The organism is Salegentibacter echinorum, assembly GCF_900129445.1.
GTDB classification, from domain to species: domain Bacteria; phylum Bacteroidota; class Bacteroidia; order Flavobacteriales; family Flavobacteriaceae; genus Salegentibacter; species Salegentibacter echinorum.
Genome location: NZ_FQVT01000013.1, coordinates 18,718 through 41,173, shown reverse-complemented (window position 1 = coordinate 41,173; position 22,456 = coordinate 18,718). Strand labels below are relative to the sequence as shown.

At 38.2% G+C, this 22,456-nt stretch carries 22 protein-coding genes; 8 read left to right on the top strand and 14 right to left on the bottom strand.

The window, feature by feature from the left end:
• The 13 genes from BUA71_RS14340 to BUA71_RS14280 form a co-directional block, all read right to left on the bottom strand.
• On the bottom strand, positions 1-615 hold the full coding sequence (locus BUA71_RS14340; RefSeq protein ID WP_072880984.1) for an ABC transporter ATP-binding protein: 615 nt from the start codon (positions 613-615) through the stop codon (positions 1-3).
• A gap of 12 nt (positions 616-627) precedes the next feature.
• A complete protein-coding gene (locus tag BUA71_RS14335) occupies positions 628-1,488 on the bottom strand; it encodes an ATP-binding cassette domain-containing protein (RefSeq protein ID WP_072880982.1) in 861 nt (286 codons plus the stop codon).
• Positions 1,489-1,499: 11 nt separating this feature from the next.
• Entirely contained in the window at positions 1,500-2,366 is an 867-nt protein-coding gene (locus BUA71_RS14330; RefSeq protein ID WP_072880980.1) for an ABC transporter permease, read from the bottom strand.
• Positions 2,359-3,336: an ABC transporter permease gene (locus tag BUA71_RS14325; RefSeq protein ID WP_072880978.1), complete on the bottom strand. Its 978-nt coding sequence runs from the start codon at positions 3,334-3,336 to the stop codon at positions 2,359-2,361. The genes BUA71_RS14330 and BUA71_RS14325 overlap by 8 nt, the downstream gene beginning before the upstream one ends.
• Before the next feature lie 35 nt (positions 3,337-3,371).
• Positions 3,372-4,958, bottom strand: coding sequence for an ABC transporter substrate-binding protein (locus BUA71_RS14320; protein ID WP_072880976.1), 1,587 nt, complete (start codon positions 4,956-4,958; stop codon positions 3,372-3,374).
• A gap of 152 nt (positions 4,959-5,110) precedes the next feature.
• Positions 5,111-5,944, bottom strand: coding sequence for an urease accessory protein UreD (locus BUA71_RS14315; RefSeq protein ID WP_072880974.1), 834 nt, complete (start codon positions 5,942-5,944; stop codon positions 5,111-5,113).
• Positions 5,937-6,557, bottom strand: coding sequence for an urease accessory protein UreG (gene ureG / locus BUA71_RS14310; RefSeq protein WP_072880972.1), 621 nt, complete (start codon positions 6,555-6,557; stop codon positions 5,937-5,939). The genes BUA71_RS14315 and ureG overlap by 8 nt, the downstream gene beginning before the upstream one ends.
• 36 nt (positions 6,558-6,593) lie before the next feature.
• Positions 6,594-7,280, bottom strand: coding sequence for an urease accessory protein UreF (locus BUA71_RS14305; RefSeq protein WP_072880971.1), 687 nt, complete (start codon positions 7,278-7,280; stop codon positions 6,594-6,596).
• Between the two features lie 2 nt (positions 7,281-7,282).
• Positions 7,283-7,735: an urease accessory protein UreE gene (gene ureE / locus BUA71_RS14300; protein ID WP_072880969.1), complete on the bottom strand. Its 453-nt coding sequence runs from the start codon at positions 7,733-7,735 to the stop codon at positions 7,283-7,285.
• Between the two features lie 19 nt (positions 7,736-7,754).
• Complete coding sequence (gene ureC / locus BUA71_RS14295; protein ID WP_072880967.1) at positions 7,755-9,473, bottom strand: urease subunit alpha; 1,719 nt, start codon at positions 9,471-9,473, stop codon at positions 7,755-7,757.
• A 12-nt stretch (positions 9,474-9,485) separates the two neighbouring features.
• Positions 9,486-9,794, bottom strand: coding sequence for an urease subunit beta (locus tag BUA71_RS14290; protein WP_072880965.1), 309 nt, complete (start codon positions 9,792-9,794; stop codon positions 9,486-9,488).
• 28 nt (positions 9,795-9,822) lie between these two features.
• Positions 9,823-10,125, bottom strand: coding sequence for an urease subunit gamma (locus tag BUA71_RS14285; protein ID WP_072880963.1), 303 nt, complete (start codon positions 10,123-10,125; stop codon positions 9,823-9,825).
• Between the two features lie 634 nt (positions 10,126-10,759).
• A complete protein-coding gene (locus BUA71_RS14280) occupies positions 10,760-11,077 on the bottom strand; it encodes a hypothetical protein (RefSeq protein ID WP_072880961.1) in 318 nt (105 codons plus the stop codon).
• Positions 11,078-11,861: 784 nt separating this feature from the next.
• Here BUA71_RS14280 and BUA71_RS14275 point away from each other — a divergent pair.
• From BUA71_RS14275 to BUA71_RS14250, 6 genes are all read left to right on the top strand, one after another.
• A complete protein-coding gene (locus BUA71_RS14275; protein WP_072880959.1) occupies positions 11,862-12,536 on the top strand; it encodes a response regulator transcription factor in 675 nt (224 codons plus the stop codon).
• On the top strand, positions 12,532-13,794 hold the full coding sequence (gene porY, locus BUA71_RS14270; protein WP_449415960.1) for a PorY family sensor histidine kinase: 1,263 nt from the start codon (positions 12,532-12,534) through the stop codon (positions 13,792-13,794). The genes BUA71_RS14275 and porY overlap by 5 nt, the downstream gene beginning before the upstream one ends.
• A 389-nt stretch (positions 13,795-14,183) precedes the next feature.
• Positions 14,184-15,473, top strand: a complete 1,290-nt coding sequence (locus tag BUA71_RS14265) for a TolC family protein (protein WP_072880955.1) — start codon at positions 14,184-14,186, stop codon at positions 15,471-15,473.
• Positions 15,474-15,477: 4 nt separating this feature from the next.
• A complete protein-coding gene (locus BUA71_RS14260) occupies positions 15,478-16,398 on the top strand; it encodes an efflux RND transporter periplasmic adaptor subunit (protein ID WP_072880954.1) in 921 nt (306 codons plus the stop codon).
• The gene (locus BUA71_RS14255) at positions 16,395-19,400 is read left to right on the top strand and encodes an efflux RND transporter permease subunit (protein ID WP_072880952.1); all 3,006 of its coding nucleotides are present in this window, start codon (positions 16,395-16,397) and stop codon (positions 19,398-19,400) included. Before BUA71_RS14260 ends, BUA71_RS14255 begins: the two co-directional genes overlap by 4 nt.
• 87 nt (positions 19,401-19,487) lie before the next feature.
• Entirely contained in the window at positions 19,488-19,952 is a 465-nt protein-coding gene (locus BUA71_RS14250) for a PepSY-like domain-containing protein (protein WP_072880950.1), read from the top strand.
• A gap of 2 nt (positions 19,953-19,954) precedes the next feature.
• Here BUA71_RS14250 and BUA71_RS14245 read toward each other — a convergent pair whose 3' ends face one another.
• On the bottom strand, positions 19,955-20,956 hold the full coding sequence (locus tag BUA71_RS14245; RefSeq protein ID WP_083572115.1) for an NAD-dependent epimerase/dehydratase family protein: 1,002 nt from the start codon (positions 20,954-20,956) through the stop codon (positions 19,955-19,957).
• A gap of 149 nt (positions 20,957-21,105) precedes the next feature.
• On the opposite strand from BUA71_RS14245, the gene BUA71_RS14240 reads away from it, so the two are divergent.
• Both BUA71_RS14240 and BUA71_RS14235 read left to right on the top strand, forming a co-directional pair.
• Entirely contained in the window at positions 21,106-21,819 is a 714-nt protein-coding gene (locus BUA71_RS14240; protein WP_072880948.1) for a glycosyltransferase family 2 protein, read from the top strand.
• The gene (locus BUA71_RS14235) at positions 21,816-22,445 is read left to right on the top strand and encodes a lipid-A-disaccharide synthase N-terminal domain-containing protein (RefSeq protein ID WP_072880946.1); all 630 of its coding nucleotides are present in this window, start codon (positions 21,816-21,818) and stop codon (positions 22,443-22,445) included. The genes BUA71_RS14240 and BUA71_RS14235 overlap by 4 nt, the downstream gene beginning before the upstream one ends.
• Positions 22,446-22,456: the final 11 nt, after the last annotated feature.

Genomic DNA, 22,456 nt, shown 5'->3' with positions numbered 1-22,456 from the left:
TTAACTAGGTGATTTTATTAAATCTTCAAAATTTATTACCCTGTCACTTATCCGATCCAACAAAATCTTATCGTGGCTTATAGCGAGGATGCCAAGTTGTCGTTGTGTTTTTAAACTTAACATAACCCGCCAAATTTGGGCTTGTGTTAGGGCGTCTAACATCGTGGTAATTTCATCTGCAATAATGTATTTTGTGGTGGGCATAAGTGCTCTTGCCAAACAGAACCTTTGTAGTTCCCCGCCAGAAAGTTCGCTGGGATAACGCTGCATCCAGCTTTCCTTAATATCAAATTGTTCGTATAATTCCTTCTGAATAACTCCACCTTCTGCCAAAACCTGTTTCATTTTCCAGCGCGGATTTACCGCCTGTTCGGGGTGCTGCCAAATAAGTTGAACCGGGTTGGGTGATTTTTTATGGTGATTTTGATCATCTACGGTAATTTTTCCTGAATCGGGATTTAGATAGCCGGCAATAATTTTGGCCATAGTGGTTTTTCCCATACCACTATTACCATAGAGTCCTACTATTTCTCCCGGTTTTACCGTAAGGTTCAAACCTTCAAATAATTGTCGCTCGCGCTGATATCTATAACTAGTCTCTTGTATCTTAAGCATAAATTATAAGTACTAAATAATTGAACTTTTAAAACCTTTTAAATCCTGCCTAACATTAGACCAATTTTCAGGTAAAGCTTGCCATAATGCCCTGGTGTAAGCATGTTGTAATTCTTTACCATCTTTTCTAAAGGCCTCGTTGGGGGCTGTTTCTATGGTTTTACCATTCTTTACCACCACAATCCTGTCGGCGATTTTTAGGGCTGCATTTATATCGTGTGTAATAAGCATAACACTTCTCTCGCCGTCATTAACCAATTTACTTAAATCACTTATCACTTCATTTCTTAGGCATTCATCCAGGCCGGGAGTGGGCTCATCTGCAATGACTAATCGGGCTTTACTTAACATGGCCGTTGCAATTAAAACCCGTCTTGCCATGCCACCAGATAATTGGTGCGGAAAACGACCACTAATTTCCGGGCTTAACCCGAGCTTATAAAAAGCTTCTTCCTGAAGCTCCTTTTTGTTTTGATACGCGGGAATAACATCCCTTACCTGTTTCCCGACTTTTATTAAAGGGTTGAGGGCTTTAACTGATTGCGGAATGAGGGCGATCTCTTTTCCGCGTAAACTTTTTTGTCTTGGGGAAGACAAAAGTTTCCCACGGTAGTTTATTTTTCCACCTACTGTTGCGGTTTTAGGCAGGATACCTAATATAGCATCGGCCAGTAGGCTTTTTCCCGCTCCGCTAGCTCCAATTACAGCGACTACCTCTCCCGGTTTTATGGTCATTTCAAAATCTGATATCACCTGAATTTGGGTTTGCTGAAAACCTTTAAGAAACTGGGGAAATGCTATACTGAGATGTTTTACTTCGAGAAGCAAGCGGTCTTTTTGGCGGTTGATATGTTTATTGTTTTCAGTTTTCATGGCAGTTTATACTATAATTTTTGTCCGTTTAAGGGATCTATTAACTTCCGAAGATTACGGCCTAAAACATCAAAAAGGAACACCATAATTAATAGGGAAAATCCTGGGAAAAAGGCCAGCCACCACATACCAGATGACAAATAACGCATAGCTTCAGAAAGGATAATACCAATGGCGGGTTGCTCTGAAGACAAACCAAAACCCAGAAAAGTAATTGCTGCTTCATGTAAAATGGCGTGCGGAAATAAAAGGATAAAACCAACAATTAACTGGGGGAGGAGGTGCGGTAAAATATGATGCGTACCTATCCACCACCAGGATTTCCCCATATTTTGAGAAACACCAATATATTCCATGCTTTTAATTTGCATGACTTCTGCGCGAAGCAACCGGGTAAGCATAGGCCAATGTGTTAAGGCCACACCTATAACAACCCCTTTTAAACCGCCTCCTAATGCGAAAGAAATTAAGATGAGTGTTATGATATGCGGAATCCCCATAAACAAATCGATTAACCAGGTAACCACAGCATCCAGAGTTTTGTTGACCGAGGATAAAATGCTGAATGATACGGCAATAATCACGCTTAGAGTAGCGGCTAAAACTCCAATCCAAAAACTTAAGTTAAGTCCTTTAAGCGTTCGTATTAGCATATCCCGTCCCAGCCAATCGGTGCCAAATATATGGGTGAAAGAAGGTGGATTGTTTTTTGCCATAAAGTTTACATCTAAACCTTCTACGTTTACAAAAGCTCCCACTATAACAAGGGTGAATAAGCAAACTATTGCCGCAATAGATACAATCAAGGCATGTTTTCGCGGGTTTCTCCCCTCAAACCTTTGCGATAGTTTATATTTTAACCTAATGTGTTTAGCCATGAGACCATTTTCTTTTTGTTCGTGGATCGATGAGGAAATAGAGAAGATCTGCGATGAGGTTGCCTATAAAAATAAAAATGGCACTAAAAATGGTGATACCTAAAAGTAATGGGATATCGCCATTCAATCCAGCTTTTACTACAGATTGTCCCAGCCCTGGATAGGAAAAAACTTCTTCTACCAAAATAGCGCCGCCAAAAAGTTCACCAAATGAAGCGAAATGCAAGGAGATAGCCGGTAAAGTGATATTTCTAAGTCCGTGGCGCCATAATAATGTCACTCCGCTTTCACCTTTAGCTTTCGCAAAACGAACAAATTCGCTATTCATCACATCAATGAGCTTTTCACGGGTGTGCAAAGCGATACTTGCTACGCCTACTACACTTAGTGTTAAGGCCGGTAAGAGCAAATGCTGAATTTTTTCCAGAATGGTAACATTCTTTGCCAGCCCTCCAAAAGGACTTGCCAGGCCTACCGGAAACCAGCCCAACCATACTGCAAAAACCATTAACAGGATTAAACCTAAACAGAAAGCAGGGACTGAGGCCAAAGCAAAACAATAGCCTTTAATAAGTCGATCCAGAAAAGAGCCTTCCCTTGCACCGGCCAAAACTCCAAGAGTAAATCCAAAAACTCCCGATAAAACCCACGCCAGGCTCATTAATGCTAAAGAAGCTCTAAACCGGGTAGCTATGATTTCACCAACCGGTCTTCTGTAAATTAAGGATTGTCCTAAATTACCTTGCACCAATGATTTTGACCAGTTAAAGAACTGTGTGGTTTTAGACTCGTGCAGTCCCCAGTATGTCTCTATCTTTTCTCGCTGGGATTGACTTACATTAATAGACTCGCTTCCAATATAGGCCCTAACAGGATCTACCGGCGAACTACTAACAAGGATAAAAGAGAGAATACTAACTGCTATGAGAAGGCTTACCAATTTTATCGATTTTTTTAAAATAAAGTTCATTAACTTTTGGAATTACTATTGGTTTAAAAGACGAACTAGTCTTCCCAATGCCAGGTTTCAATTTGGTCGGTTATTGGCCAGCCATGGCCGTGCGGATGTATTTTTTGTTTTCCTATATTCAGTTTATTAGCTACAAAATAGAGGTGATCAATATTGACAAGCCATACTATTGGCGCGTCCCCTTTATAAGTAAAACCTGTTTTCCCATCCCATTGTGCTTTTTTCCAATACTCCATCGCTTCTTCCTGTGAAGAAGCTTCTAATGCCTTTTTAAAATAGGCGTCAACTGTTGGGTTAGCATAGTAATTAATGTTTTTAAGGCCTTGCCCTTGGGTGTTGGTACTAAAAGCATTGTATAACTCTAAAGGTGTATAACTTCCTAGACCGAACATAATAGCGTTAGCGTGCAATGCCTGGTCCAGGACGTTCCAGCTTTTTCCTTTTGTTTTAATTTCTATACCTAGAGCTTGCATCATATCTGCAAAAGCAATGGAAAGCGATTGCCGGGTTTGGTCGTTGGAGGGATAGTATAAATCAAATTTAGCTTTCAAACCATTTTTTTCCCGAATCCCGTTTTTATTTTCTATCCAGCCTGCTTCATTAAGTATAGATTTGGCCTCGTTTAGCCTTCCATCTTTAAAATGTGTATCTGGGTTCCACCAGGGCAAATGGTCGGCAATGGTGTAGGCGGGTGTTCCGTAGCCATTTAATACGCCTTCAACAAGTTTTTTACGATCTACAGCTATGTTCATCGCTTTTCTAATTGCAATATCTGATGTTACATCGTTACCAATAGGAGCCCCTTCAATATTTTCTCCTTCGTTTTTCACATAAGGAAGCACCACCCCGCGATTATCTACGCTTTCAATATTAACGAGCTTCATACCGTCAACTTTGTTATTGGCAAATGTTGAAGACACAGAAACAACATCTACATCCCCAGATTTTGCAGCAGCAATTGCCGCATCTTCAGACAGGAATAAAAAGCTTAATTTTTTAAAATATGATTTATCCCCATAATAATAAGGATTTCTCTTTACGATGAGTTGTTGTCCCTTGTTCCATTCTACCATTTGGTATGGACCCGAGCCTATTGGATTTTCGTTATAATCACTGTTGTAAGCGTGCCTGGGCACAATTCCCAGCGTAGCCAAATAATAAACAAAGGTGGAATTTCGTTTTTTGAGATAAAATTTAATCTTGTGATTATTTATCTTTTCTATTTTTTTTAAATTGGTTAGGTCAACTACAGAATTGCTTTCTTTGGCAGTTCTAAAAGTGAAAATCACATCGTTGGCAGTTAGGGGTTTACCATCAGAAAATTTTATGCTATCCCTAATTTCAATTTCCCACTCTAAACCATTATCACTAAGCGAATAATTTGTGGCCAGGTCTTTGTCAATTTTCAGGTCTTTGTCATATTTTAAAAGTGTACTTTGAAAAAGGGGAGAACCGTATTGTCCCCATCCTGTAGTAGGATCGAAACCATTGTCGGGCTCACCACCAATGGCTAAAACCAATTCGTCGCTTTTGGACTTATGAGTTTTTTTATCCTGAGCACAGCTTGTGGAGAGTAAACCTATTGTAAAAGCAATTAATATATTTTTAAAATGTATTTTCATTTATACTTGTTTGTGGATAAGGAGCTTTCTCTCTGTGGGAGAATGTTTTAGTATTAAAAATTAGTCAATTAGGATTGTCTATTTCAATAGTGTCATTCCTTTTTTAAGTAAAAACCCGGTAATATTTTTAATAAATACACCGGGCGTATTTGTCAATATTTTCTCAAAAAATTTGGTATCCTGTCATACCACTCTTTAGTTATTAAGTTATGACAGGCGGAGATAACACTTTGAATCTCCTGTGTTTTGTTAGCTAAAACGCGCACAGTAAATCCGGATGTTGTTAATTTCGATATTCCGGCTTTAAAATCTCCGGGTAACTCATCAATTACTTCATACAGGCGATTGATTAAGGCATCGTCAATTTTTTCATCAAGCACGATAAAGGTACCCAGGTGCGTAAAGTCTTCCATAAAGCCTAACACATTCATTTTTTGAACAGCCGGTTCCAATTTTACATGGTCGTAAACAACTTGCTTACCTTCTAAATAAATATTGGTTTTAAGTTGCAACATATCATAACTAAAAGACTGTCCTTTAGTTGACGACCAGCCTGGGGTGACAATATCGGAATACAGAAGCGTAGCTCCTTTCTTCATATAGATATTGTCAAACTGTCTATAGCTAGCATTTTCATAACCAATAACCGGGTCTGGTAAATACTCCAGGTAACTATCTTCCTCCAAGAAAATATCGGTTTTTTGGGTTACCGGTTTGGTAGGAGTTTTATAAATTAAAGTTGCGCCCAGTGTAGTTAGCGTTAACTTTGCGTTTTCTCTAACGCGAACATCAATTTTATAGGAATCTCCATCTAAATAACCGCCACCTACATTGAGGATATAATAACAGGGAATCCCTGTGTTTCCGTGATAGATAGGGCGTTGTACCTTTAAGCCATCGTGGAAATAGACATTTTTAGGTACAGATCTACCCCCTCGGTCTTCTATATCTATATTTAGAACACCGGTCCACTTAGAATCAGACATTTTCTTTGATATCTTTTAGTAAGGCATTTTCATTAATCCAGTTAACCACATTTTCCAAATTGGTGTCGTCTTTAAGATTGGTGAAAAAGAACGTCTTATCTCCTCTAAATCTTTTGGTATCCGATTCCATAATATCAAGATCGGCGCCTACATAAGGAGCTAGATCCATTTTATTGATAATGAACAAATCGGACTTAATCATGCCCTGGCCACCTTTTCTAGGTATTTTTTCCCCTTGTGCCACATCGATGATATAGATCGAGAAATCTACCAATTCGGGACTAAAAGTTGCTGCAAGATTATCTCCGCCGCTTTCGATAAAAACTATTTCAACGTTTGGATGGCGTTCTATCAACATATCAACTGCTTCGGCATTCATAGAAATATCTTCCCGAATTGCCGTATGGGGGCAACCGCCTGTTTCTACTCCAATGATACGATCTTCACCTAAAACACCATTTTTAAGAAGGATTTTAGCATCTTCTTTTGTATAAATATCGTTGGTGATTACACAAGTTTCTACCTTACCGTCTAAAGCACGGGTTAATTTCTCTATAAGTTGGGTTTTACCGGCACCAACTGGGCCACCTATTCCTATTCTAACTGGTTTCATTGTAATTTTTTTTAAATATTTATTTTGTTAGGATCATTAAGACATAAAAATCCTAACGTTAACGCGTTCGTGCTGCATTTGTGCTAATTCCAAACCAGGGGCGATAGTGCCAAAATCCTGCTGTTCTAATTGGCCAATAGCTTCAACGGCTTTTATTAATTTGGGTTGAAAATCTGAAATGATTTTTTGCCCGGCAGTTTGGCCAATAGGAATTGCACGTACTGCATTTTGAACTAAATTTATTACTGTGGTATATAAGTAATACAGGATTGTTTCTTCTTTTGAAATCTTTAAATGATGGCCAATTATGGCAAAAACAATGGCTGTATGTGCAAAAGATTTTTTTTCTTTTACACGATCTTTATAAAGGGAAATATTCTCAATGTCGTAAATCGCATCTGCAATCTTTACCATAGACCTTCCCATATATTTGGTTCCTTCACGTGTTTCTCGCGACATATTTTGGATAGTCAGCAAGTGATCCATTTCCCATAACTTGTCAAGATTATCGTTTTCTAAGGCTTCATAAGCAATTTGAATGGCCAGGCCATCGGCGCTCACCATCTGTTCATTTAAGAACAATTCTAACCACTGTGAGAAAGTATCGGGATCGTGTACTTTATCGAATTGCACGAAAGTTTCCAATCCAAAAGAGTGGCTAAACCCACCGCTCGGGAAATTGGAATCACAAAGCTGAAATAGGGATAATAAACTCTTATCCATAACTAATGACTATGTCCAATATGGCGAAAAGCTTCCCTAACTTTCCTATTTTTACGTTTAAAAGAAATGTCTTGCTTTTTCAATAAATCTTCTACAAGATAATCGTATTGAACTAGCATCTCATTGCCTTCAAATTTTGCGGGCAGGTGCCTGTTACCCAGTTGATGGGCAATTACGCCCATCTGGTGGATATCTTTAGGTTGGATGGCAATCACATCGTCTGAAAGAACATCTATCACAATCATATTTTTATCATCCATAAAAAGAATATCACCGTCCAATAAATCTTTAGGATCTTTTAAACGAACGCCTATTTCGCGATCGTGATCGGTTGTAAGGCGTTGGATTCTTTTTACCAGATCGTCACTGTCTATTCTTACCTTTTCGATATGGCGCTTCTCAATTTCAGAAGCGTCCATATCAATAAGGTTACCTACAATTTTTTCTATAATCATACTATCTTTTTCAATTATATTAAAACAAGAAATAACGTTGTGCCAGGGATAGTTCTTCTGAAGGTTCACAGGTTATTACTTCCCCATCAATTTTTACCTGGTACGTTTGTGGGTCCACATCAATATCTGGTGTCTCACAATTGTGTTTTAAGTCTTGTTTTGTAAGATTTCGAATACCGTGTACCGGTAATACTTCTTTCTCTAATCCAAGCTCGCCTTTAATATCATTATCAAAAGCAACTTTAGAAACAAAAGTGGCACAGCTTTGCGCCCTGGCTTTACCAAAGTCTGCAAACATAGATCTAAGCATAACCGGTTGTGGAGTTGGAATTGAAGCATTGGCATCTCCCATTTGGGCCATTACAATTTCTCCACCTTTTACAATTAATTCTGGCTTGGCACCAAAAAATTTAGGATCCCAAAGCACTAAATCTGCCATTTTTCCTACTTCTACAGAGCCTACATAATCTGAAACTCCGTGAGCAATCGCCGGGTTAATGGTATATTTGGATATATAACGTTTTGCACGATTATTATCGTCATATTCGCTATCACCGGCCAGTGGACCACGTTGTTTCTTCATTTTGTCGGCAACCTGCCATGTTCTTGTAGTAACTTCCCCAATTCGTCCCATAGCTTGCGCATCGGAGCTTACTATACTAAATACGCCCATATCCTGCAATACATCTTCTGCAGCAATGGTTTCTGGTCTAATTCTGGAATCGGCAAAAGCCAAATCTTCAGGAACAGAAGGATTAAGGTGGTGACAAACCATAACCATATCTAAATGCTCATCTACAGTATTTACCGTATAAGGTAGGGTAGGGTTGGTAGAAGATGGGATAATGTTGTTATATCCTGCTGCTCTAATAAGGTCTGGTGCGTGACCACCACCAGCGCCTTCGGTGTGATACATATGGATAACACGATCACCAATAGCTTTCATAGTATCTTCAAAAAATCCACCTTCGTTTAAGGTATCGGCGTGAAGGGTAATTTGTACATCGTATTTATCAGCACATTGTAAAGCGTGATCTATCGCTGACGGTGTTGAACCCCAGTCTTCGTGAACTTTTAAACCTAGCGCACCAGCTTTAACTTGTTCATCTAAAGGTTCTGCAGCAGTAGCCTGTCCTTTACCTGTAAGACCAATATTAACAGGAAGACCTTCGGCAGCTTTAAGCATGGTTTTAATGTGCCATGGACCAGGAGTTGCTGTTGTAGCTCTTGAACCATCAGTAGGACCTGCACCACCACCAATTATGGTAGTGATTCCATTGTTTAAAGCAACATTAACCTGCTCTGGATTAATTACGTGAACGTGAGTATCCAATCCGCCGGCAGTAAGGATTTTTCCTTCCCCAGAAATAACATCTGTTGAAGCGCCAATGGGAATAGTCACACCATCCTGGATATTGTCATTTCCAGCTTTTCCTATGCTGGAAATTTTACCATCACGAATACCAATATCGGCTTTAAAAACACCAGTGTGGTCTAAAACTAAAGCGTTTGTAATAATTGTATCTGGTACATCCGGATTGTTTTCACGACTTATCCTAGAGTTTTGTCCCATACCATCGCGAATTACTTTTCCTCCGCCAAATACAACTTCTTCGCCATATTTGGTATAATCCTTTTCTACTTTAATATACAAATCTGTGTCTGCCAAACGTACAGCATCACCTGTAGTTGGACCAAACATTTGGGAGTATTGCTCCCTTGTCATTTTATAACTCATAATTTCTTTTTTTTATTTTAATGGTCCGTCAACATCATTGCGAAAACCATATACTTCTCTTTTACCTCCAAAATCAATCAGGTTGATTTCTTTTCTATCGTTCGGTTCAAAACGGACTGCTGCACCAGCAGGGATATCCAATCGTTTTCCATAAGCTTTATCCCTATCGAAGTCAAGACCATTATTTACTTCATAAAAATGGTAATGAGAGCCTACCTGAATAGGACGGTCGCCAATATTGGTTACCTCAATTGTAATTGCCTCCTTATCAGCATTACAAATAATATCTTCATCTTTTAAAATAACTTCACCTATTTTCATAATGGTTTATTTTATTAGTGTTTAAGTTTTATGTGATGGGATTGTGTACGGTTACCAGCTTCGTTCCATCTGGGAATGTGGGCTCTACCTGTACATCGGGTATCATTTCTGGAATTCCTTCCATCACGTCATCCCGGGTTAAAATTTGTGTTCCCAGCTGCATAAGCTCTGCGACAGATTTACCATCCCGAGCAGCTTCTAACAACTCATTAGTGATAAATGCTACGGCCTCTGGATGATTTAATTTCACACCTCTTTCTTTTCTTCGCCTGGCCACATCGGCTACTACGACAATAAATAACTTGTCCTTTTCTCTTTCTGTTAACTTCATATGATTTGATTTTAATTGAATAAATTCTTTGCTACTATTTCTGAGATAGTAAAATACCGGTCTTGATAATTACGTTTGAAACGGAATTACGCTTGTAACTTTTTTTGATTTTTGGTTTAGGAGTGTAACTGCGCTATACCTAATTTTAGATAGTATACAGTTATAACTTTTTAGGTTTATAAAAACTTTATTTTGAGTCTTTTGAAGACTGTGGTTGAAGTGCTTTTAGGTGAAAACCGCGAAGCTGATAGAAATGATAATTGCTAAAGAAAATCAAACATTTCTTGCTTCTAAGTTTTTTGTTTCTGAAAGAATTGATTGAAATAGGAATTATAAATTCTCTAACTTCCATAAGAGACAAAGGTTTTTACCTATAAACTAGAAAGGATTTAGCCCAGCTTGTAAGAAAAGCTCTAATTATCTAAAAAAGAAGCTTGAAGATTGCTTTGAACGCTTTTTTTAACCGGAGATTGCACTACTATTTTCGGTGCAGGTTTAGGTCGAATTAATTCATTACAAAAGCTGATTAACCAATATCAGACAATCAAAAAACTGTAAAAGCTGTTGCTTAGATCCTGTATTGGAGTACTTAAATATAATATATCAAACGATGGAAGAGCAGATATAATTTTGTTTATTCGTTTGAAAATGCTGTGCTATTTATAGCAGAAGGGAAAGATTTTTTTACAGCTACAGATGATAAACTAAAGTCATCTGTCATGGTGTTAGCTGAAAATGATTCCGGCGCTGATTTTAAAGAATTGCTTTCCTGATTCTGGGTAAAGATTCTTTTTACTCCAGTATCTCCAATAAAGTTTGAAGAAGGATCTGCTTCCGCTTCATCAAGAGCTTCATTTTTATTTTCGCTAATCTCTACAAAAGCTAATCCTTCGGTGATGCCGAAGAAGAAAAATGAAAGTATTGATAATAATATTTTAAATGAATTTTTCATCTAATTTTTTAAAATTTCATGCGGAAGATTCCAGAAATTGTGAGTACAAAATTAAAGAAAACCAGAGAAAGTGAATTTTATTTTATTCTTATTTAACACAACTTTTAACACTGGTGTGTGTGAAATTTGAAAAATCAAAAAGCGAAAACGTAATAGTATAAATTATCGTTTAAGCAGGTGACATGGAAGCTTAAAAAATCAGGAAATGGGAGAAAATATATTTTGCATCTTAAAGGAGGGTGTAATCTAATGATTGCTCGTTCGTGATTGTTTCGTCCTTTATCACCACGTTTGTCATTTAATTTTTAAACTTCTCATTTCTATTAAATTTAAGCTTGCTGCTTTTTAACCAGATCATACGGGTTAATACCAAATTATTCTATTCTAATAGCTTTTGGAACCTATCTACTTTTTGCTACATTTTTTTAGTTTTTTATTAGTTGACATTTAAAGCCATTTCAGCTTATTGAAACCTTCAGGATTGGTTGCTGCAATTTATTTAGGTAGACAATATTCTTTTTTCTGAATGTGGAATTAAGTCTTTTCTGATGATTCTATTAAGAAGTAGGGAGGGTACAATTACATAGGGAATATAAAATAGTCGTTACCGGTGGTGGTAAAAGTGGATGAAAAATCTACAATATTTTTGTTGCGAAATAAAAAAACACACAGCGTATAAAAATTGGATTTGCAGCTGATTGACAAAATGCAAGTTTTCAATATCGAGAAACTTTAAAATCCCTTTAGAATCTTGCATTACTTTTATTTTGTTAAATTTGGTTATATGAAGTATTTAATTGCCGAGGACGAAAATGAGTTACAACAATCTATTGCTAAATACCTGGGAAATGATGCCAATGTGTGTGAGACTGCTTCAGATTATCAGGAAGCCTCAGAAAAATTAGAATTGTACGAGTATGATATTGTGATTCTGGACATAAACCTGGTAACCGGCAGCGGACTCGACCTGCTCAGAAAACTCAAGCAGCAACATAAAAAATGTGGGGTCATTATTATTTCAGCAAACAATTCCCTCGAAAATAAACTGGAAGGCCTAGATTTGGGCGCAGACGATTATATAACAAAACCCTTTCATCTTGCAGAACTCAATTCCCGTATAAAAGCGGTTTTACGCCGTGGGCAATTTGGCGGTGAGGATTCCATCGTTTTTAATGAAATTCGTCTGGACACCCTGGCTCGCAGCGCTTATGTAAATGAAAAACCCATCACGCTTACGCGGAAGGAATACGACTTATTGCTGTTTTTTATAACCAATCAGGGTCGCGTACTTTCCAAAGCGATTATAGCAGAACATTTATGGGGTGACGATAGTGATTTGCTCGATAATTTTGATTTTATTTATGTACATATCAATAATCTCCGGAAAAAGCTCACTTCTGAAGGCGCAAAATATATACAAACCGCTTACGGCAGTGGTTATAAATTTATAGCAGATTAATAATAAAGAAAACAATAGAACACCGCTTTTAAGAAAGGCTTCCAAAACCTTTTTGATTACCAGTATTATCATTATGATACTCTCTGGCGCCGCCCTTTATATTTACACCAAATGGCTCCTGCAGAATGAAATTGAAGAGGAACTCTACTCTGAGAAGAACCGTGTGGAACATTTATTGGAACAGAATCCAGAACTTGTGGGCATTCCGCCCATAATTACGGCTGAGAAGACAGAAATTGCGCAGCCAAATATTCTTGTAGATACTCTTATTTACGATCCCCTTCAGGATGAAATAGAACTTTTTAGACAACTTTCGGGAACCAAAAACATCAACGGTCAAAATTATATGATAACCGTACGCGCCATGACTATTGAGTCTGAAAATATCCTTTTTGCCATTCTTTTCACATTTTTAGTCGTTATTTTACTGGCTTTCATCTTTTTATTTTATCTGAATAAATCCCGAAATGAGAAATTATGGAAACCGTTTTTTGTAAACCTGGACCGACTTAAAAGCTTTTCCCTAAGATCTAACCAACCTTTAAGCCTTGAAGATTCTGAAATTTTGGAGTTTCACGAACTCAATCGTGAGATGGAAGATTTAACTGCTAAAATTCAAATTGATTACCGAAACTTAAAGCAATTTACCGAAGACATCTCCCACGAAATGCAAACCCCACTGGCGATAATGCAGGCCAAAATAGAAACCATAATTAATGATATTGATATTAATGAAGCGCAGTTCAATGAATTTTCGTCCCTGCAAACCGATATTGGCCGATTAAAAAAACTGAATAAAAAATTGATCTTACTGGCTAAAATTGAGAACAATCAATTTACAGGCACCGAAACGACTTCAATTAATACCACATTTAAAGAAACTATTCAAAATATACAGGAGCTTGCGGCAATCAATATTAAATTAAAGGAAGAAAATACTATAGAGGTTCCCATGGATGGTTCTCTGGCCAGGGTTCTTTGCAATAATTTGGTGTCTAACGCGGTAAAACACAATTCCAACAATCAGCCGGTACTCGTTGTTATTAAAGATGGGAGCGTGCTGGTTATAAATTCGGGAACCGAAGTATTGGAGCGCCCGGACCAGGTTTTTGAACGTTTCTATAAAGAAAGTAAAAAACGGGATTCCACCGGCCTGGGACTTTCCATCGTTAAAAAGATATGTGATTATTATGGGTTTACACCCTCGTATCGTTTTGAAAATAACAAACATATTTTTCAGGTACATTTCGTTGTTTAAATCACTAAGAATATTTTTTTTAGAATACACTCTCCATTAAAAGTCCAAAAAGGAAGTAGCTCTTTATAAACTTTAGAATTTACAAAGAATCACTTAGTACTTTAGTTCCTCAATTAAAACAAAAAAATAGGCAAAACATTACTTTAAGATTAAGAATTTTAAATCTGTTTCATGGTTTATTTGAACCTGCCCGTTCGGCGGGTTAGACTTTAGTGCTGTGATATAGCCTAAATAAAAGCCCTGAATGGGAAGAATGATTAACGTTTTTCCCGTATCAGGCACCATTTTTTGCTTCATTAAATCAATTCAAAAAATATTCATTCAACTCGTTCGGCTTTAAAACTTCTTTAGATTTTAAGGCTACTTTTACAACAAATTTGAAAACCCCAATGTTTAAGAAGCTCACATTTCTTTTTGGTTTTTTCTGTTTTAGCCAACTTTTATATTCACAGAAAAATCCAGGTCTGGACTCTTTTCTTGAAAATGCAAGACAGAACGCACCCGTATTATTGGAAAATAACAACCTGGAAAAAATTGGTAAAATCCAAAGTGATATTATACGTGCACAAAATAATGCCTTTCAGGTAAATGCTACTTCTGAAGTGCTTTTTGCGCCCTACTTCAACAACAACGGAAATGCTATTGATATTACCACAATACCCTCTCCTAACGCGTATGGGTACGATGTTGGCATTACCAATGGAGGGCTATATTCGGCACAGGTGAATGTTACCAAAAACCTTTTCAATCAGGCTGTAACAGACAATCTTTTATTTCAGAATAAAATAAAGAATAATGCCATAGGCCTTTCTTCGGAAGAAACAGCGCATAATCTGGTAAAGAATATTACCGACGCTTACGTGAAGGCCTATCAACTTCAATTACAGGAAAACTTTACCAGAGAAATACTGAAAGATCTTAAAAAACGCTTACAGGTACTGGAACTTCTGGTAAAGCGGGGAATCCTTCAGGAAAGTGATTATTTGTTGCTACAACTCAATATTGAAAGTAAAAATTTAGAGCTCAGGCAAATTCAAAATAATTTGGAAGTTGCTATTAACCAACTCTACACTTTTAGTGGGATGAAGCTTGATAAAACCGATACTTTGCCAGAACCGGTCCTGGTTAAAAATGCTGAATTGAATAAAATAAAGCATTTTTATGAAAGGAAATTTAAAAATGACAGTCTGCAGGTAGCTGCCGATCAACAGGTATTCGAAAACGCCTATAAACCACAACTAATCGCTTATAGCAACACGGGTCTCAATGCGGTTAAAATCCCGAATATAGCACATAAAATAGGGCTAAGTGCCGGGCTAAGGCTCACGATTCCCATCTATGATGGAAGGCAGCGGAAATACAATGCCCGGCAGAGCGAATTCAAAAAAGAAAACCTGAAATTTTATAAGAACAATGCCAAAATTCAGCTGGAGAATAAGCTGGAAAGTATCAAAATTCAAATTTCGGCCTTAAAGGAAAACAAAATCCTGCTCGGGAAACAGATCAAGAAACAAAAGAATATTCTGGAAATTTATAAGGGAAAGCTTGTACAGGGGCAGGTCTCCATTGTAGATTATCTAAATGTCATCCAAAACTACAAACAAAATGTATATACCCAATTGCAAATGCAAACCAATATGTGGCTTTTACAGAGCCAGTATAACTTTATAAACTGGTAATTTTATGAAAGCACTATCTATTTATTTACTTGTTTCTATAATTAGCCTGGCCACGCTGTGGGGTTGCAAAAAGAAAACCGCAACGGTATCCGCCAAAAAAGCGGCCATAGAAGTATGGGCGGTGCCTGTCACTCAGCAGGAAATCAGGGAATACCTCACTTTTAATGGGGTAAGCGTTTACCAGCGCAAAGAAGATATACGGTCTAACGTCACTGGCTACATCTCCTCGATGCGCCATGAAATAGGCGATAACATTCGGGCCGGCCAGGTATTTGCCTATGTGCGCACCAAAGAACAGGACGCCTTGCGCGACGCAGTAAAGATTGACAGTTCGCTGGCAAAATTTATAAATCCCATAAGCATAAAAAGCAATGCCACAGGTATTATTAGCGTTCTAAACGTAAACAAAAACGACTACGTTGCAGAAGGCGATATCATTGCCTCGGTAGTACAACCAAAATCACTGGTAGTCAAGGTAAATGTTCCATTTGAGTATAAAGAAAGTGTACAGATAGCTGCCCCGTGTGAGTTGTTATTGCCCAATGGCAAGACCATAAACGCTACTATTACCGAAACCTTACCTACAATAGATGTGCAGTCGCAGGCGCAAACTTTCCTTGTTGATTTACCAGAAGCCGACCTTCCGGAAAACCTAAACATTCAGGTGAAACTCTTGCAAAAGGAAAGTAGCAATGCGATGAGTATCCCAAAAACCGCTTTGCAGACCAATGAACTTTTAACCAAATATTGGGTGATGAAGGTGGTTGATGATTCGCTCGCGATAAAAACTGAAGTACATCCCCTGCTGAAAAATGATTCCCTGGTGCAAATTCAGTCGGAGCGGGTACAGTTAAATGATTGGGTAATAACTGAAGGAGCTTACCAAATGCAGGATTCTACCCTGGTAAAAATAATAAAGCGATGAAACACCTGCACTCCAAATACAAATATCCCATTTTGGCCATAGCCATACTCCTGTTGGGGGGCGGATTTTTTTCATACCAAAACCTAAAAACGGGGCTTTTTCCCGATATTACTTTTCCAAAAATAAAGGTAATTGCCGATGCCGGTCAGCAACCCGTGGACAAGATGATGACCTCGGTAACCATTCCCCTGGAAAATATCATCCGCCGTACGGAAGGCCTGCAATACATACGCAGTACCACCTCGCGCGGCAGTTGCGAGATATCTGTATTCCTGGACTGGGATATGGATATCAATACGGCCAAATCACAAATTGAATCCTTTATCAACCAATCAAAAAGTAACATTCTTCCCAACACGGTATTTTCGGTAGAAAAGATGAACCCGTCCATACTTCCGGTAATGGGCTACTCGGTAGAAGGCGATGGCTTGTCGCAGGTGGAATTGAAAAAAATCGCCAAATATACCATTAAACCCTATTTGGCCGCTACGCCGGGGGTGGCAGATATTGTGGTAATTGGCGGGAAAGACAAGGAATATCGTATAGAACTCAATCCTGCCGCCATAAAATCCCCTGGGATTTCTATTTCAAGCATTCAAAACGCGGTACGCAATGCCAATTTATTGCAATCCAATGGCTACATCACAGATTATGACCGGATGTACCTAAGCCTTACCGACAATGCCGTAGAAGATATTTCAGATTTGCAAGACCTGGTCATTGTAAACAGCCCTAAGCGTTTAATTCGGTTAAAAGATGTCGCTACAATAAAAGTTTCCGAAGTAAAAGAATATGTAAAAATACTGGCCAATGGTAAAAATGTACCCACTATTGCGATAATCAAGCAGCCCAACGCTAACCTGGTGGAGATCAATACCCATATTGAGAAAAAGGTAAAGGAACTGTCGGATATTTTGCCCAAAAATGTTGTTTTAAAACCCTATTACAAACAAGCCAATTTTGTAAACACCAGCATTTCCAGCATTAAAGATGTATTGTGGATAGGATTGGCGCTGGCATTGGGGGTGGTTATTTTATTTTTAAGATCGTTCACGGCGAGTATGGTGGTGCTTTTTACCATTCCGGTCTCGCTTTCCTTTACGCTTATTCTTCTGGAAGCATTCAATTACACTTTTAATATTATGACCCTTGGTGCGGTGGCCGCCGCTATTGGTCTTATGATAGATGATGTGGTTATCACCATAGAACAAATTCATAAAATAAAGGAAGAAGATCCCGAAAAACCTATGAGCTGGGTTGCCCACAAGGCGATTCAGCATTTATTTCCCGCTATGGTAGGATCTTCCCTAAGCACGCTGGTTATATTTATCCCCTTTGTGTTGATGACAGGCGTGGCGGGAGCCTACTTTCAGGTAATGGCCTATACAATGATTATTGCCCTGGCTGCTTCCTTTGTGGTAACCTGGCTGGTGGTGCCTGTGCTCTCCATATTATTTACCCGAAAAAGTTCTCGCTCAAAACATACAAAAAAGGAACCTAAAACGAAATGGATTCACCATATCCTGAAAAAGCCGATTATAGGACTTGTTTTTCTTGCCATTTGCGTGGTAATTATCCTGCTGATCCCCTCCAGGCTGCCATCGGGGTTTTTACCCGAAATGGACGAAGGCAGTATCATTCTGGACTATAATAGTCCGGCGGGAACTACGCTGAAAGAAACCGACAGGATGTTGCAGCTTGTGAACAAGGTTTTGGACAATCAACCTGAGGTAGAAGCTTATTCCGCACGTTTGGGAACGCAGTTAGGCTTTTTTATCACAGAACCCAACCGCGGGGATTATTTGATAAAACTGAAAGATAAGCGCAATAAGACCACGACCGAGGTTTCTGATGAAATACGAAGTAAAATCGAAGAAAAACTACCGCAATTAACCATCGATTTCGGGCAGGTTATAGGCGATATGCTGGGCGATTTAATGAGTTCTGTCCAACCAATTGAAGTGAAGGTTTTTGGCGATGAAGTAAACAAACTGGAAACTCTTTCAAAAGAAATAGCCTCACAAATTGAAAATGTTACCGGCACAGCCGATGTAAATGACGGTATCATCGTGGCGGGACCTGTTTTGAATATTCAGCCAGATGCTGCAAAATTGTCGCAGTTTGGATTAACAGTTTCCGATTTTCAATTACAGTTGCAGACCCAAATTCAAGGAACAGTATTGAGCACCGTGATCGATAAAGAGCAAATTATAAATATTAGGTTAATTTATCCCGGCGCCTACCAAACCTCGATCGAGAATATTAAAAACGCTGCCATCCTGTTGCCCACTGGGAATTCTATTCCTATAAATACGGTGGCCAGGATATCCACAAAAAAAGGCGTGGCCGAAATAAACAGGGAAAATCAAAAATCCATGGGCGTGATTACGGCACGATTGGACAATAGGGATTTAGGTTCTACTTTAAATGAAATACAACAAACTTTACAAAAAAACCTAAGCCTTCCCACGGGTTATACCATAAAATATGGCGGAGCTTATCAGGAACAGCAACAGGCCTTTAAGGAATTGATGACGATTTTGGTAGCTGCCATTCTTCTGGTATTTATAGTCATTTTATTTTTATTCAGAAAAATAAAAATCGCCTTTGCCATTATAGTGATTGCCATCCTGGGGGTTTCCGGAAGCTTATTAAGCTTATTTATTACGGGTACACCACTTAATGTGGGCAGTTATATGGGCATTATTATGATTGTGGGAATTATAGGCGAAAACGCGATTTTCACCTATAGGCAATATCAGGATACCGATGAGTCGCTTACACACTTACAAAAAATAGAATATGCCATTGCCGCGCGTTTACGTCCTAAGTTGATGACCGCTTTTGCCGCGATAACGGCCCTTATGCCCCTTGCGCTGGGAATAGGTGCCGGGGCAGAGTTGCACCAACCGCTTGCTATTGCTGTTATTGGTGGGTTGATCTTCGCATTGCCCCTATTACTTGTAGTGCTGCCTACAATTTTAAAGATTATAAAAGAATAATAAAACAATATTTTTCCTTTAGATTCCCTTAAAGCTAACTTTAGAATGTGGTGTTACATTTATACTATAATCTTAAAAAAGAAGAGTATGAAAAAGGTAATTTTAATATTAGGAATGGTATTTATGGCAACAACCACATTTGCCTGCGTAAATATGGCTCAAGACAAGGTGCCAAAAGCCGTTAAGAAAGCCTTTGCAAATAAATTCCCAACGGCAAAAAAGGTACACTGGGACAAGGAATCCGACAAAGAATGGGAAGCTGAGTTCAGGATGAAAAAGATGAAATATTCTGCCAATTTTTTAACCGATGGCACCTGGCAGGAAACCGAACACGAAATTGATAAAAAAGATATTCCGCAAGCCGTTAGTAATACGTTGAAAAAGTCTTTTTCCCGCTATGACGTTGAAGAGTCTGAAATTTCTGAAACAAAAGACGGAATGGTCTATGAATTTGAAATCGAAAAAGGAGAGGAAACTTTGGAAGTAGCCATTTCTTCCAGCGGCAAAGTGGTTAAAAAAGAAACTTCAGAAGAAGATGAAGATAATGATTAAGGTTAGTTTTTCATAATTGATTGGTTAGTTTGGAAGCCGCTCAATACCTTTTTGGGGATTGAGCGGTTTTGTGTTTCCTTAAACCATTTAATCTGCTCCCGTAATCCTTCCTCAAGGCTTATTGCAGGTTTATAGTGCAATAATCTTATCGCTTTATCAATAACCGCTTTGGTACGTAACTGGTCTCCACTTCTTGCGGACTGTTCATTGAATTCAATTTTTTTATTCAGAAGTTTTTCAACTGTATGGACTCCCTGCGCTGTGGTGTATTCTTTGTTGGAACCTAAATTAATGATCTGGCCATCGCATTTTTCTTCTTTGCCCATCACGCTTACAATACCGCCTATAATATCATTAATATGGGTAAAGCTTCGTTTATGGGCAAGACTGCCTTTAAATAAAGGAAATTTCTTATCGTTTAAGGCACAATCTATCAATTGGCTAAACATTTTATCGGGGCGTTCCCGGGATCCATAGACAGAGTATAACCTTAAGGAACAGGCTGGAAAATCTTCCAGCCGGGAATGTGACAGCGCAATTTGTTCAGCCGCCAATTTGGTAACCCCGTAGTTTGAGATGGGTTTTGCCATTTGTTCTTCATCGCAAAATACATCTGAACCGTAAATGGATGAAGTCCCTATATTTATAAAAAGTTTTAAATTCAAATGTTGCTGCGCAAAGTGGCATAGATGATGGGTCGCGATAATATTATTATCAAGATATCCTTTAAAAGTAGATTTACTCGCTATACCGGGTTGCGCGGCACAATGAAAAATATAGTCAAATGTATCTGGCAAAATAGTAGCCAGAAAATCTACACATAGATCCTGCTCAATTACAGGAATACCAAAACTCCGTAATCTTTCGGCATTTTTTCTTTTCAGCTTTACATCATAGTAAGCTGAAAAGCTATCCAGGCCAATTACTGTATGACCCATTTTTCGCAATTTTTCTGCAAGATGGGATCCGATAAATCCGGCCGCTCCAGTCACTAATATTTCCATTAATTTAAGTTGAATTTCATTCAAAGGAAGAGATAAAAACCTTATTTTACAAGGCTTTACAACTATAATTTCGAAAATGTCAAAACTTAAAAATTGCTTTAGATTTCGGTTGTAATATTGCAAATTATGCTAATTATTTCCATAAGAAAATGACCCATACGTTAACGATAATAATTCCTGTTTTCAACGAAGAAAAAAACTTGGAAAGAGTAGAAAAAGAATTGAAATCCTATCTTGAGCATTGTAAAATTCCAACTACTGTTTTATTTGTAAATGATGGTTCCCGTGATTCAAGTTTGCAGATTATAAAAAAGATATGTGCGGAAGACCCAGGCTTTCAATATTTAAATTTTGATAAAAACTATGGCTTGAGCACAGCCATTAAAGCGGGATTCGATTATGCAGAAAGTTCCCTTATTGGTTATATAGATTCTGATTTACAAACAAGTCCGAAAGATTTTGATTTATTGCTGGAATATATAGGGGAATATGATTTGGTGACCGGCGTTCGTTCCAATAGGAAAGACAGTTTGGTAAAGAACATGTCATCCAGAATAGCCAATATTATCCGCAGGAGTTTTACCCAAGATGGAATGGACGATACCGGATGCCCCCTTAAAATTATAAAAACCGATTATGCAAAGCGTATTCCCATGTTTCAGGGCTTACACCGTTTTCTGCCGGCCATGATCTTACTTCAAAACGGCAAAATTAAGCAGGTTCCTATCCAACATTTTCCCAGGATCGCCGGGAATGGTAAATTTGGCGTTTGGAACCGATTATTGGGGCCAATGGCCGATTGTATTGCGTACGTATGGATGAAGAAGAAATATATTAATTATAAGGTACTGAAGTCGGAATGAACGATTGGCTAATATACACCATAGGCTTTACCGCCCAAATTTTATTTTCTGCTCGTTCCCTGCTGCAATGGGTGATTTCTGAAAAGCAAAAAAAAGTACTTACCCCCGTGCTGTTTTGGAAGTTAAGTTTAATAGCCTCTTTTTTGTTGTTTGTGTATGGCTATTTGCGTAACGACTTTGCCATTATGCTGGGACAAATGCTGACTTATTTTATCTATATACGCAATATGCACCTACAAAAGCAATGGTTTAAATTTCCAAAGTTTTTACGCTGGTTTTTGTACCTATTTCCATTTGTGATACTTTATGTAGGCTATAACAACCATATTTATGACCGTGCAAAATTATTTCAGAATGATAACATCCCATTTTGGCTTTTACTTTTGGGGATTGTGGCACAAGTGGTATTTACCTTGCGATTTTTATATCAATGGTTTTATTCTGAAAAGCGGAAAGAATCTTCCCTGCCCCTGGGTTTTTGGCTACTGAGTCTAATTGGTTCTTTTATGATCCTCACGTATGCGATTTTCCGAAGGGACCCTGTTTTACTTCTGGGCCATTCTTTAGGTGCTTTCTTGTACATCAGAAATATTTTGATTCTTAAAACGAATACTAAAATCCTTTAGAATTGCTTTAG

Bases quoted from the DNA above. Each gene is read 5' to 3' on its own strand.
- BUA71_RS14340 (WP_072880984.1), bottom strand. From the start codon at position 615: ATGCTTAAGATACAAGAGACTAGTTATAGATATCAGCGCGAGCGACAA.
- BUA71_RS14335 (WP_072880982.1), bottom strand. From the start codon at position 1,488: ATGAAAACTGAAAACAATAAACATATCAACCGCCAAAAAGACCGCTTG.
- BUA71_RS14330 (WP_072880980.1), bottom strand. From the start codon at position 2,366: ATGGCTAAACACATTAGGTTAAAATATAAACTATCGCAAAGGTTTGAG.
- BUA71_RS14325 (WP_072880978.1), bottom strand. From the start codon at position 3,336: ATGAACTTTATTTTAAAAAAATCGATAAAATTGGTAAGCCTTCTCATA.
- BUA71_RS14320 (WP_072880976.1), bottom strand. From the start codon at position 4,958: ATGAAAATACATTTTAAAAATATATTAATTGCTTTTACAATAGGTTTA.
- BUA71_RS14315 (WP_072880974.1), bottom strand. From the start codon at position 5,944: ATGTCTGATTCTAAGTGGACCGGTGTTCTAAATATAGATATAGAAGAC.
- ureG (WP_072880972.1), bottom strand. From the start codon at position 6,557: ATGAAACCAGTTAGAATAGGAATAGGTGGCCCAGTTGGTGCCGGTAAA.
- BUA71_RS14305 (WP_072880971.1), bottom strand. From the start codon at position 7,280: ATGGATAAGAGTTTATTATCCCTATTTCAGCTTTGTGATTCCAATTTC.
- ureE (WP_072880969.1), bottom strand. From the start codon at position 7,735: ATGATTATAGAAAAAATTGTAGGTAACCTTATTGATATGGACGCTTCT.
- ureC (WP_072880967.1), bottom strand. From the start codon at position 9,473: ATGAGTTATAAAATGACAAGGGAGCAATACTCCCAAATGTTTGGTCCA.
- BUA71_RS14290 (WP_072880965.1), bottom strand. From the start codon at position 9,794: ATGAAAATAGGTGAAGTTATTTTAAAAGATGAAGATATTATTTGTAAT.
- BUA71_RS14285 (WP_072880963.1), bottom strand. From the start codon at position 10,125: ATGAAGTTAACAGAAAGAGAAAAGGACAAGTTATTTATTGTCGTAGTA.
- BUA71_RS14280 (WP_072880961.1), bottom strand. From the start codon at position 11,077: ATGAAAAATTCATTTAAAATATTATTATCAATACTTTCATTTTTCTTC.
- BUA71_RS14275 (WP_072880959.1), top strand. From the start codon at position 11,862: ATGAAGTATTTAATTGCCGAGGACGAAAATGAGTTACAACAATCTATT.
- BUA71_RS14265 (WP_072880955.1), top strand. From the start codon at position 14,184: ATGTTTAAGAAGCTCACATTTCTTTTTGGTTTTTTCTGTTTTAGCCAA.
- BUA71_RS14260 (WP_072880954.1), top strand. From the start codon at position 15,478: ATGAAAGCACTATCTATTTATTTACTTGTTTCTATAATTAGCCTGGCC.
- BUA71_RS14255 (WP_072880952.1), top strand. From the start codon at position 16,395: ATGAAACACCTGCACTCCAAATACAAATATCCCATTTTGGCCATAGCC.
- BUA71_RS14250 (WP_072880950.1), top strand. From the start codon at position 19,488: ATGAAAAAGGTAATTTTAATATTAGGAATGGTATTTATGGCAACAACC.
- BUA71_RS14245 (WP_083572115.1), bottom strand. From the start codon at position 20,956: ATGGAAATATTAGTGACTGGAGCGGCCGGATTTATCGGATCCCATCTT.
- BUA71_RS14240 (WP_072880948.1), top strand. From the start codon at position 21,106: ATGACCCATACGTTAACGATAATAATTCCTGTTTTCAACGAAGAAAAA.
- BUA71_RS14235 (WP_072880946.1), top strand. From the start codon at position 21,816: ATGAACGATTGGCTAATATACACCATAGGCTTTACCGCCCAAATTTTA.